Annotated in this window: 12 protein-coding genes; 8 read left to right on the top strand and 4 right to left on the bottom strand. The window is 61.9% G+C overall.

The window, feature by feature from the left end:
- A partial coding sequence (gene amrS, locus AAC126_RS19850; RefSeq protein WP_339856711.1) for an AmmeMemoRadiSam system radical SAM enzyme occupies nucleotides 1-1,026 on the top strand: 1,026 nt, incomplete at its 5' end.
- On the opposite strand, the gene AAC126_RS19845 is transcribed toward amrS, so the two are convergent.
- On the bottom strand, nucleotides 1,023-1,982 hold the full coding sequence (locus tag AAC126_RS19845; RefSeq protein ID WP_339856708.1) for a helix-turn-helix transcriptional regulator: 960 nt from the start codon (nucleotides 1,980-1,982) through the stop codon (nucleotides 1,023-1,025). The genes amrS and AAC126_RS19845 overlap by 4 nt on opposite strands.
- A gap of 118 nt (nucleotides 1,983-2,100) precedes the next feature.
- Here AAC126_RS19845 and AAC126_RS19840 point away from each other — a divergent pair, with 118 nt between their 5' ends.
- Both AAC126_RS19840 and AAC126_RS19835 read left to right on the top strand, forming a co-directional pair.
- Complete coding sequence (locus AAC126_RS19840) at nucleotides 2,101-2,565, top strand: flavodoxin domain-containing protein (RefSeq protein ID WP_339856706.1); 465 nt, start codon at nucleotides 2,101-2,103, stop codon at nucleotides 2,563-2,565.
- Between the two features lie 93 nt (nucleotides 2,566-2,658).
- Nucleotides 2,659-4,206: a benzoate-CoA ligase family protein gene (locus AAC126_RS19835; protein WP_339856703.1), complete on the top strand. Its 1,548-nt coding sequence runs from the start codon at nucleotides 2,659-2,661 to the stop codon at nucleotides 4,204-4,206.
- Between the two features lie 42 nt (nucleotides 4,207-4,248).
- Here AAC126_RS19835 and AAC126_RS19830 read toward each other — a convergent pair whose 3' ends face one another.
- Nucleotides 4,249-4,461, bottom strand: a complete 213-nt coding sequence (locus tag AAC126_RS19830) for a hypothetical protein (protein ID WP_339856700.1) — start codon at nucleotides 4,459-4,461, stop codon at nucleotides 4,249-4,251.
- A 187-nt stretch (nucleotides 4,462-4,648) separates the two neighbouring features.
- Nucleotides 4,649-5,005 carry a hypothetical protein gene (locus AAC126_RS19825; protein ID WP_339856697.1) on the bottom strand — a complete coding sequence of 119 codons (357 nt, stop codon included), beginning with the start codon at nucleotides 5,003-5,005 and terminating at the stop codon, nucleotides 4,649-4,651.
- Between the two features lie 197 nt (nucleotides 5,006-5,202).
- Between AAC126_RS19825 and AAC126_RS19820 the strand changes: the two genes are divergently transcribed.
- From AAC126_RS19820 to queG, 4 genes are read left to right on the top strand one after another with little or no spacing between them, the layout of a single operon-like run.
- Nucleotides 5,203-5,778 (top strand): queuosine precursor transporter, encoded by a 576-nt coding sequence (locus tag AAC126_RS19820; RefSeq protein ID WP_339856695.1) that lies wholly within the window; start codon nucleotides 5,203-5,205, stop codon nucleotides 5,776-5,778.
- 9 nt (nucleotides 5,779-5,787) lie between these two features.
- Nucleotides 5,788-6,828, top strand: coding sequence for a tRNA preQ1(34) S-adenosylmethionine ribosyltransferase-isomerase QueA (gene queA, locus AAC126_RS19815; protein ID WP_339856692.1), 1,041 nt, complete (start codon nucleotides 5,788-5,790; stop codon nucleotides 6,826-6,828).
- Nucleotides 6,825-7,949 carry a tRNA guanosine(34) transglycosylase Tgt gene (gene tgt, locus AAC126_RS19810; protein WP_339856689.1) on the top strand — a complete coding sequence of 375 codons (1,125 nt, stop codon included), beginning with the start codon at nucleotides 6,825-6,827 and terminating at the stop codon, nucleotides 7,947-7,949. Before queA ends, tgt begins: the two co-directional genes overlap by 4 nt.
- Before the next feature lie 22 nt (nucleotides 7,950-7,971).
- Nucleotides 7,972-9,120, top strand: a complete 1,149-nt coding sequence (queG, locus tag AAC126_RS19805; RefSeq protein WP_339856686.1) for a tRNA epoxyqueuosine(34) reductase QueG — start codon at nucleotides 7,972-7,974, stop codon at nucleotides 9,118-9,120.
- Here the strand turns inward: queG and AAC126_RS19800 are convergent.
- Complete coding sequence (locus AAC126_RS19800; RefSeq protein WP_339856683.1) at nucleotides 9,100-9,573, bottom strand: PAS domain-containing protein; 474 nt, start codon at nucleotides 9,571-9,573, stop codon at nucleotides 9,100-9,102. The genes queG and AAC126_RS19800 overlap by 21 nt on opposite strands.
- A gap of 280 nt (nucleotides 9,574-9,853) precedes the next feature.
- On the opposite strand from AAC126_RS19800, the gene AAC126_RS19795 reads away from it, so the two are divergent.
- Nucleotides 9,854-10,755, top strand: a 902-nt coding sequence (locus AAC126_RS19795) for a pyridoxal-dependent decarboxylase (RefSeq protein WP_339856681.1), incomplete at its 3' end; no start/stop codon positions are given.

Raw genomic sequence — 10,755 nt, 5'->3', positions numbered from 1 at the left:
CAGTGCGAGCTGTGCCCGCGGTATTGCAAGCTGAAGGAAGGCGCGCGCGGGCTGTGTTTCGTGCGGGCGCGGCAGGATGACCGGATCGTGCTGACCACCTATGGCCGCTCCTCCGGCTTCTGCATCGACCCGATCGAGAAGAAGCCGCTGAACCATTTCCTGCCGGGAACCCCGGTGCTGTCTTTCGGCACGGCGGGGTGCAATCTGGCCTGCAATTTCTGCCAGAACCACGACACCTCGAAGAGCCGCGAGATGGACACGATGCAGTCCGAGGCGCAGCCGGAGGCGATCGCCCGGGCCGCCGCCAAGCTCGGCTGCCGCTCCGTCGCCTTCACTTATAATGATCCGATCATCTTTCATGAATATGCGGACGACGTGGCGATGGCCTGCCGGGAAGCAGGGGTGAAGACCGTCGCGGTGACGGCGGGGTATCTGACGGACAAGGCCCGGCCCGCCTTCTTCCGCAATGTCGATGCGGCGAATGTCGATCTGAAGGCCTTCACCGAGAGTTTCTATAAATCCGTGACCAAGAGCGAGCTTGGCCCGGTGCTCGACACGCTGTGCTATCTCCGGCACGAGACCGATGTGTGGTTCGAGATCACCAATCTGATCATCCCCGGCGAGAATGATTCGGAGCGGGAGATCGACGAGATGACCGGCTGGGTGGTCGAGCATCTCGGCCCCGACATACCGATGCATTTCTCCGCCTTCCATCCCGATTACCGGATGCTGGACAAGGAACGCACGCCGTTCGACACCCTGGCCCGCGCCCGCCGTATCGCCAGGCGGAACGGGGTGCGGCATGCCTATACCGGCAACGTCCACGATCTCGGCCGGCAGAGCACCTATTGCCACGGCTGCGGCGAACGGGTGATCGGCCGGGACTGGTATGTGCTGTCGGAATGGAAGCTGGACGCGGGCGGCTGCTGCACCGGCTGCGGCACGAAGCTGGCGGGCGTGATCGAGGAAAAACCGGGGAGTTGGGGGCAGAAGCGGATGCCGGTGGATATTTCGGCTTTCGCCTAGGCGATCAGCGCGCGCGCCGTTTCCGTCAGTTTTGTCAGGCTGTAGCCCGCCGTTTCGCCTGCCGTGTCGACGCTCGCCTCGGCCCGGTTATAGAGCGGGGCGCGGGCTTCGAGAATGGCGCGGAGGTCGGACATGGCCTCCCGGTTCTGGGCCATCGGGCGCATGTCGCCCTGCTCGACAACGCGCTGCATATGCTCTTCCGGACTGGCCTGCAGCCAGATCGTGTGCGAGCGGCGCAGCAGCATGGTGTAGGTGTCCGCATTGGCGACAATACCGCCGCCGGTGGAGATCACCGCTTCGTCGTACTCATTCAGGATCGCGTTCAGGCAGCGATTCTCGTAGCGCCGGAAAGCGGGCTGGCCGGAGAGGGACAGCATCTCGCCGATGCTGGCGCCGTAATCCCGCTCGATCTCCCGGTTAAGTTCGATGAAAGGAAAGCCGAGCGCGTCCGCCAGTGCCTTGCCGAGGGTGGTTTTTCCGGCGCCGCGCAGGCCGATCAGCGAAATCCGCCGTCCCCGCGTGCCGCTGCCGGCAAAGCGCCGTTCCAGGATTTCGGCCGCTTCCGACAGTTCCGCCGGGGCGAGAGGCGCGAGCAGGGCCTGAATTTCGGCGAGCGCCGGATCGGTGCCGCCATGTGGGTCCGCCAGCTCCATCACGGACATGTCCATGGCGTCGGCAACCTGATGCAGCACCGCGACGGACGGATTGCCCCGACCGCTTTCAAGTTGGGCGAGATAGCGCTCGGACACACCGGAATCCCGCGCCAGGATCTTCCGGGACATGCCGCGCTGGGCCCGTGCCGCGCGCACCCGGTCGCCGAGACGGGTGAGGTAATCCTCGATCCCGAGCGTATTGCGGCGCTGGTGCGGCACGTCGCTGTGCGTTCTCTGCCTCATGCCGTTCTGTGCCTCATGGCCGTGCGACAATTCCTTGCGGTTGTGGTCCCGGTTCATCATAAACCGGAAGAACCTGAATTATCATTCTTTGCGCCTTACGATAACATGAATTATAGTGCGTGTCTGATTTAGCTCATATTACCAAACCGGGACCCGGCCGAAGAGGAGTATTCGAGGAATGAAGGTAAAGATTCTCGTTGCCACACAAGGCGGTACGGCAGATCTCTGCGCACAGGAGATGGTCGATGTTCTGGAAGACCGGGGCTATGAGGCGGAAGCGACCCTGATGGGCGATTTCGGTCTCGAAGTGTTCGATGACGGCGGCCACGTCATCATCTGCACCGCGACCTACGGGTATGGCGAGATTCCCGATAACGGCACCGAATTCTACGAAGCTCTGGTTTCCGAAAAGCCGGACCTCGCGCGGGTCAGCTTCGCGGTCTTCGGTCTTGGCGATACGACCTACGAAGACACCTTCAATTTCGCCGGCGAGAAGTTCGACGCAATCCTGTCGGAATGCGGCGCCGAGCGGGTGATCGAGCGTCATATCCATGATGCGAATTCCGGCGCGCTCGCCGAAGACGAGGCCATCGAATGGATCGAAGGCTGGCTTGGCGCACTGGAAGCGAAAGCCGCCGCCTGAGCCTCGGGCGCGGCGCCTCTTTCAAACAAGAATGGAGTGCCGGCAAACGGCACCCGGTCATTTCGGCCATAGCGGCCAAACTGGGAGGGACATATGGCGGAGAACGCCGTTGCCGCGCGTTTCTATAACGCGGCAGAAGACTTGATCGGCCGGAATCTCACGGCGGGTCGCGGGGGCAAGAAGGCTGTCATCGACAGCCGCGGTTCATATACCTATCAGGAGCTGGCGGACCGGATCGAGCGGTTCGCGAACGCCATCCGGGCGGCGGGTGTGCTGCCGGAGCAGCGTGTCATCCTGGCGCTGCATGACACGATTGATTTCCCGACGGCCTTCCTCGGGGCGATCTGGGCCGGGGTGATCCCGGTGCCGATCAATACCCGGCTCGCGCCACGGGACTATGCCTATATCCTGGCGGACAGCCGGGCCGAGGCCCTGTTCGTTTCCGATAATCTGATCGAGTCCGTTCTCTCTGAAGTCGTAACGGAGCCGCGCCATGTCGTGGTTTCCGGCGCCGAGGTGGCCGGGCGGCAATCCTTTACGGATTTCATCGCGGCGCCGGGAGACGACACGGCGCCGGCGGAAACCACGCCGGACGATCTCTGTTTCTGGCTCTACACATCCGGCACAACGGGCATGCCGAAGGGGGCGGTGCATCTGCATTCCCACCTGATGGAGAGCGCCAATCTCTACGCCGTGCCGATGCTCGGCATTTCCGAGGAGGATGTCGTCTATTCGGCGGCCAAGCTGTTCTTCGCCTATGGGCTCGGCAACGGGCTGACTTTCCCCTTCGCGGTCGGGGCCACGGCTGTCTTGCTGGAAGGGCCGCCCGCACCGGCCGCGGTCTGCCAGATCATCCGGGAGCACAAGCCGACGCTGTTCTTCGGGGTGCCGACGCTGTACGGCATGCTGCTGGCGTCAAAGGATCTGCCGGGCGCGGAAGAGCATGTGATGCGGCTCTGCGTGTCCGCCGGGGAAGCCTTGCCGGAAGAATTGCTGAATCGCTGGAAGGCGCGCACCGGCACGGACATTCTGGACGGTCTCGGCAGCACGGAAATGCTGCATATCTTCGTCTCAAACCGGGTGGGCGAGATTGTTCCGGGGGCAACCGGAAAAGCGGTTCCGGGCTACGAGCTGCGCCTGCTCGACGAGACGGGCGCGCCGTGCAAGCCCGGGGAAATGGGCATTCTGGAGGTGTGCGGGCCGACATCGGCCGTGATGTACTGGAACCAGCGGGCAAAAAGCATCGACACGTTCCGGGGCGCCTGGACGCGGACCGGCGACAAGTATGTCGCGGACGAGAACGGGGTCTATACCTATTGCGGACGGAATGACGACATGATGAAGGTCGGCGGCATCTATGTGTCGCCGTTCGAAGTCGAAGGGGCGCTGCTGAAGCACCAGGCGGTGCTTGAGGCGGCCGTGGTCGGCCATCCGGACCATGACGGTCTGGTCAAGCCGAAGGCCTATGTGGTGCTGGCAGAGGGTGTTCACGCCTCGGACGATCTGACGGCGGACCTGACGGACTTCGTCAAGAAAGACCTGGCGAGTTTCAAATATCCGCGCTGGATTATCTATGCGGATGAGCTGCCGAAAACGGCTACCGGGAAAATCCAGCGTTTCAAACTCAGGGAAACCGCCTGATCTGGCGGTTTCCCGGGTTCGAACTCGGGGGAGAGTCTTGGTTTAGTGCTTCGGGGCGATCTTGACGGTCGGCTCGAAGCTGATCTTCTTCTGCATCGCTGCATGCAGGTCGAACAGTGACGCGATCTGGCGGCCGAATGAGCGCAGGGCTTCATGGACGGCCTTGGACCGCTCGGCGCGACCGGCTGCGATGTAGCGTTCAACCTGTGCGAAATCGATGGTTTCGCGTTCGATGAGGGTTTTGTTAGCAGTCATAACAGTGCTCCTGATTTGTAAACGAGCCCGCTGATCTTCGCTGCTTGGCTAGTTGCGTTTCCCAATGACTGACAATTTAGGTCAGGTTCGCTGACATTTCAATGTTGCAATGCAGCAAGGCTGGTATGCCATTTTGGAAATGGTGCAGGTGCGAGATGCCGAAGGATGGCATTGACCTGCCCTGTCATCAGCAACTGCAGTTCGGGCACCGGGCGGAAATCGCCGTGCGGCTCATGTTCTCGCGCCATTCAAAATGCTTCCAGACAGCATTGTAAATTCCCGAAAGCATTGATTTCACTGCCATTGCGCGCTCGCGCTTGCCATTGGCAATGCCGACATTGATTTCGGTGTTACTCGGAGTGCGGATCAGGGTGGTTTGCATATCGGCCTCCTTTCGAGTGGCTATGATCAGAGCATAACAAGTTCCCTTTGTTCGGTAATTAATGATTTTGACATCAAATTGGTTCCTGTTTGGATCTAAATGGAGGCTGCTATGCAGCAGATGATTGCATCGCAGGCGGCGTGAATGTGCAGTATTGTTCATGTTGCGCTGCGATATATTGCGGGCGCGTTGAGGTGCTTTCCGGTGTGTTGCTGCTCCGGGGCCAGTTTCACATCGACAAAGCGCGATGAAAGACCTAAGAGCTGCCGCACTGTTTGGCCGGTGAGGCTCCCCACACCGGCAGGAAACAACGTGCCGGTGAGGCTTCCCGCATCGGCAGAACAGAAAAGGAATGGTCCATGACCAGCAAAGAAACCACCGCGTTCAGCCGTACCGGGCTCGTCGCGGGTATGAGCGCCATGGGCGTTGTCGTGCTCGTTTCGAACATCGCGGTCAATTTTCCGATCAATGACTGGCTGACCTGGGGCGCGCTGATCTATCCGATCGCGTTTCTCGTGACAGATCTGATGAACCGCATCTTCGGCCCGGCCTTTGCCCGCAAGGTGGTCTATGCCGGTTTTGCCCTCGGTGTCGGGCTGTCTCTCTGGTTTGCCGATCAGCGCATCGCGCTTGCGTCCGGCACCGCCTTCCTGACCGCGCAGCTTCTGGATATCTGGGTGTTTGACCGTCTGCGCCGGCAGAGCTGGTGGAAAGCGCCGCTGGCCTCTTCGCTGCTTTCCTCCGCGCTTGATACGGCTCTGTTCTTCTCGCTCGCCTTCTATGCGACGGGGCTTCCCTGGGTGACCTGGGCGATCGGCGACTACGGCGCGAAGCTGGCCATGGCGGCGGTCCTGCTGGTGCCCTTCCGTGCCTTCATTGCCCTGCTGCCCCAGCGCTTTGCGCGGGACGGGGCCATGGCGGACAGCTCTCAGTAAGGTCTCCGCATGCACGTCGATCTGTTCGACTACGAACTGCCGCAACACTTTATTGCCACGGAACCGGCGGAGCCGCGCGACAGCGCGCGGCTTCTCGACCTGACAGGCGCGGGGCTTGTGGATCGGGGTGTCTCGGATTTGCCGGGGCTGCTGCGTGCGGGCGATATTCTTGTCTATAACAATACCCGGGTGATCCCCGCCCGGCTGACCGGCCGCCGGGGCGATGCCCGGATCGAGGCGACGCTGCACAAGGCGGAAGCCGACGGCTCCTGGGCGGCTTTCGTGCGTCCGGCAAAGCGCTGCCGGGTCGGTGACATCATCCTCTTCGAGGGCGAACTCGAAGCGGAAGTCCGTGAGAAGCGCGATGGTGGCGAGGTCATCCTTGGCTTTCCGGAAACCGGCGCCGCCCTGATCGAGACCCTGAAGCGCGTCGGCCGCATGCCCCTGCCGCCTTATATAAAGCGCGGCGAGGAAGAGGTCGATGACGCGACTTCCTACCAGACCATGTTCGCCGCCCGTGACGGTGCCGTCGCGGCGCCGACCGCCGGGCTGCATTTCACCGACCGTTTGCTGGCCGCGATCGACGCCGCCGGTGTCGAACGTGCCGAGCTGACCCTGCATGTCGGTGCCGGTACCTTCATGCCGGTGAAGGCGGAGGATACGGACGACCACAAGATGCACCTCGAATGGGGTGAGATCTCGCTGGACATGGCGCGTCGTATCAACCGGGCCCGGGCTGCGGGCGGCCGTGTCGTTGCCGTCGGCACCACCAGCCTGAGGCTGCTGGAAAGTGCGGTGCTGGAGGACGGCACCGTGCCGGCTTTCTCCGGCGAGACCGGGCTGTTCATCACGCCGGGTTACCGGTTCAAGGCGGTCGATATGCTGCTGACAAACTTCCATTTGCCGAAATCGACCCTGCTGATGCTGGTCTCGGCACTTGTCGGGCGGGAGCGCATGCTCGCCGCCTATGAACATGCCAAGCGGGAAGGCTATCGCTTCTTCTCCTATGGCGATGCCTGCCTGCTCGAACGTTCGGATGACGTGACATGACCCTTGGCTATGAACTGATCACCACCGACGGCGCTGCCCGGCGCGGCCGCCTGACAACGGCACATGGCAGTATCGAGACGCCGGCCTTCATGCCGGTCGGCACGGCGGCGACGGTGAAGTGCATGATGCCGGAATCGGTGAAGGCCACTGGCGCGGAAATCCTGCTCGGCAACACCTATCACCTGATGCTGCGCCCCGGCGCCGAGCGGGTGGAGAAGCTGGGCGGGCTGCACAAGTTCATGAACTGGGACGGCCCGATCCTGACGGATTCCGGCGGCTTCCAGGTGATGTCGCTCTCCAAGCTGCGGAAGATCACCGAGCAGGGCGTGACCTTCCAGAGCCACGTCGACGGCAGCTCCCACGAGCTGACCCCGGAAAGTTCGATCAGGATCCAGCATCAGCTCGATTCCAACATCACCATGTGTTTCGACGAATGCACGCCTTACCCGGTGGAGAAGAAGGAAGCCGCCGAGTCCATGCGGCTCTCGATGCGCTGGGCGCAGCGCTCCCGCGATGCCTTTGTCGACCGGGACGGCTACGGCCTGTTCGGTATCGTGCAGGGCAGCGTGTTCGAGGATCTGCGGCATGAATCCATTGAGGCGCTGACCAAGATCGGCTTCGACGGCTATGCGGTTGGCGGTCTCGCCGTGGGCGAGGGGCAGGAGATGATGTTCTCCACCCTCGATTTCACCACGCCGTCCATGGTGGCGGAAAGGCCGCGCTATCTGATGGGCGTTGGCAAGCCGGACGATCTGGTCGGCGCGGTCGAGCGCGGCATCGACATGTTCGATTGCGTGCTGCCGACCCGTTGCGGGCGGACAGGGCAAGGCTTTACCCGGCGCGGCACGGTGAATGTCCGCAATGCCCGTCATATGGACGACCCGCGCCCGCTGGATCCGGGCTGCTCCTGCCCGTGTTGCAGCAACTACAGCCGGGCCTATCTGCATCATCTTTTCAGGACCGGCGAAGTGCTCGGCCTGATGCTGCTGACCTGGCATAACCTCTCTTATTTCCAGGAAGTGATGGCCGGATTGCGCGGTGCGATTGAGACCGGCACTCTGTCGGCCCATGCTGCGGCCTTTCGGGCCGCGCAGGAGGAGGGCGATATCGAGCCTCTCTGAGACCGTCGGACGGAAAGGGCTTATGCAGCCGGAACAGCGGATCAGACAGGAAGCGGCGGAGATCGGGTTTTCCGCCACCGGGATCACCGCTGCCGATATCGGCACGCGGGAGCAGGATCGGCTGCGTGAATTCGTCGATAATGGCGAGCATGGCGACATGGGCTGGATGGAAGCCCATATGGAGCGCCGTATTGCCCCCAAGGGCATCTGGGAAGACGCCCGGTCCGTTATCGTCCTGACGCAGAATTACGGCCCCGACCACGATCCGATGGCCAATCTTGACGCCGCCGACCGGGCCAACATCTCCGTCTATGCCCGGAACAAGGATTATCACGATCTGATCAAGAAGCGCCTGAAGCGGCTGGCCCGCTGGATGGTCGCCGAGTTCGGCTGTCAGGTGAAGGTCTTCGTGGATACGGCGCCGGTGCTGGAAAAGCCGCTCGCCGCCAGCGCCGGGCTTGGCTGGCAGGGCAAGCATACGAACATGGTTTCCCGTGAACACGGCTCCTGGGTCTTCCTCGGGGAAGTTTTCACCGACATGGAGCTGGCGCCGGATGCGCCGGAGATCGACCATTGCGGCCGCTGCACGCGCTGTCTCGATATCTGCCCGACCAACGCTTTTCCGCGCCCCTATGCCCTCGATGCAAGGCGCTGCATCTCCTATCTGACCATTGAGCATAAAGGCCACATCGCGGAGGAATTCCGGGTGCCGATGGGCAACCGGATCTATGGCTGCGACGATTGCCTTTCCGTCTGCCCCTGGAACAAGTTCGCGGAACAATCCGCCGAGGCTGCTTTCGCCGCGCGGGACGATCTGACCTTGCCGCCGCTGGCCGAATTTCTCGGCCTCGACGATGCGGCATTCCGGGAACGCTTCCGGGGATCGCCGGTCAAGCGGATCGGCCGCGACCGGTTTCTGCGCAATGCGCTGATCGCCTGCGGCAATAGCGGTGATGACCGTCTTGTGCCGATGATCGAAGCGCTTCTGACGGATGCGTCCCCGCTCGTCCGTGCCATGGCGGTCTGGGCGCTGGGGCGGTTGCTGCCGGAGGCGCGGTTTTCGGATCTGGCAAAGGATTTGTCTGAAGGCGAGGAGGACCCGGATGTCCGGGCGGAATGGCTGAAGCGGAAAAGCGTTTTCAGCGGCGCGTCAAGACCAGTCGGGAAATAGCCCGAGGAACACCTGATCCACTTCCTGGCTGCCCTTGTCGCCGACTGGCATCAACAGTCTGGTCGCGGATTTATACTCCTTTTGATAGATCTTCACATGATCCAGCAACGGGGTACGGGTTCGGCGCACGGCGCACAATTCATTGTGAAAGGTCGAGCCGAATTCGCTGTCGACATCGGAAGCAAGCTTTCCGGTCCAGTCCTGTCCGGTGATCTGCGTGATCAGCGTGCCCTCGAGGGCATTCACGAAGTCGTCGAGCTCTTCGACATATTTATAGACGCTGATGAAGCCGAGCCATTTCTGTAAAGCGTGCGGGGTGAAGGCATTCCTGTCCGGGATGCCGTCTGTCAGGCAGCATTCGTGCCAGTATTCAAGCAGGCCTTCCGCGCGGTTGCTGGCGAGCTTGTGAACGTGTCGGTATTTCTGATCGGCTCGATAGTGACCCAGGATCATGGGACGAACACTTTTCCGGCTCTATTCTGAAGCCTTGGCTGCTGCCTGGGGCCGGCCAGGAGGTGATTGGCTGGCTACCTTGGTGCGGATAACAAACGTATTCTGGAAACTCCATTTTCGTGTATGCGATGATTTTCTTAAAATTCGATTAATTTTTGGCCCGGCGGCTGTCTGTGCATCGCGGTGTATGCCAGTAAAATCATGTGCCGGAGCGCTACTGGCGCCGGAAAGCTCATCGGTCTAGTCTGGCGTGGCCTGATCTTTATTCCTGGATACCCTCATGTCGCCCGAAGAGTTCCGCCGCCACGCCCACGACCTTGTCGACTGGATGGCCGACTACATGGAGACGGTGGAGGAATTTCCGGTGCGCGCACAGACCGCGCCGGGCGAGATCGCCGCAAAGCTGCCGGAGGCGCCGCCGGACGCAGGCGAGCCGATGGAGCGGATCTTCGCGGATTTCAAATCGGACGTGATGCCGGGTATCACCCATTGGCAGCACCCGCGCTTTTTCGCCTATTTCCCGGCCAACAGCTCGCCGCCGTCGGTGCTGGCGGAAATGCTGACGGCGACCCTCGGCGCGCAATGCATGCTGTGGCAGACAAGCCCGGCGGCGACCGAAATGGAAACCCGGGTGCTGGACTGGCTCCGACAGATGACGGGCCTGCCGGAAGGATTGACCGGCGTAATCCAGGATTCCGCTTCCGGCGCGATTCTCTGTGCCCTGCTGACGGCGCGGGAAAAGGTGACGAACTGGGACACCAACGAGCGCGGGCTCGGCCAACAACCGGTACTGACGGTCTACACCTCGAACCAGACCCACTCCGCGACCGAGAAGAACGTGAAGATCATCGGTCTTGGCCGTGAAAATCTGCGGCTGATCGACGTGGACGATAATTTCGCCCTGCGTCCGGATGTGCTGGAGGAGCGGATTCTGGCGGACAAGGCGGCCGGATGCGTTCCGACATGCGTTGTCGCTTCCATCGGCGCCACCGGCGTCGGCGCCGTCGACCCTCTCCGGGCCATTGGCGAGATTTGCGAGCGGCACGGTATCTTCCTGCATGTCGACGCGGCATGGGCGGGAACGGCCTGGTTGCTGCCGGAACAGCGCTGGATGCTGGATGGTATCGAATATGCCGACAGCATCGTCTTCAATCCGCACAAATGGATGCTGACGAATTTCGA

Source organism: uncultured Nisaea sp. (assembly GCF_963974195.1).
In the GTDB taxonomy this organism is placed as follows: Bacteria; Pseudomonadota; Alphaproteobacteria; order Thalassobaculales; family Thalassobaculaceae; genus Nisaea.
This window is presented reverse-complemented; position numbering and strand designations above follow the sequence as displayed.

Coding starts and splice junctions, on each gene's coding strand:
- AAC126_RS19840 (WP_339856706.1), top strand. CDS start 2,101: ATGAAGGTAAAGATTCTCGTTGCCACACAAGGCGGTACGGCAGATCTC.
- queA (WP_339856692.1), top strand. CDS start 5,788: ATGCACGTCGATCTGTTCGACTACGAACTGCCGCAACACTTTATTGCC.
- AAC126_RS19820 (WP_339856695.1), top strand. CDS start 5,203: ATGACCAGCAAAGAAACCACCGCGTTCAGCCGTACCGGGCTCGTCGCG.
- AAC126_RS19830 (WP_339856700.1), bottom strand. CDS start 4,461: ATGACTGCTAACAAAACCCTCATCGAACGCGAAACCATCGATTTCGCA.
- AAC126_RS19800 (WP_339856683.1), bottom strand. CDS start 9,573: ATGATCCTGGGTCACTATCGAGCCGATCAGAAATACCGACACGTTCAC.
- AAC126_RS19835 (WP_339856703.1), top strand. CDS start 2,659: ATGGCGGAGAACGCCGTTGCCGCGCGTTTCTATAACGCGGCAGAAGAC.
- AAC126_RS19845 (WP_339856708.1), bottom strand. CDS start 1,982: ATGATGAACCGGGACCACAACCGCAAGGAATTGTCGCACGGCCATGAG.
- AAC126_RS19825 (WP_339856697.1), bottom strand. CDS start 5,005: ATGAACAATACTGCACATTCACGCCGCCTGCGATGCAATCATCTGCTG.
- queG (WP_339856686.1), top strand. CDS start 7,972: ATGCAGCCGGAACAGCGGATCAGACAGGAAGCGGCGGAGATCGGGTTT.
- tgt (WP_339856689.1), top strand. CDS start 6,825: ATGACCCTTGGCTATGAACTGATCACCACCGACGGCGCTGCCCGGCGC.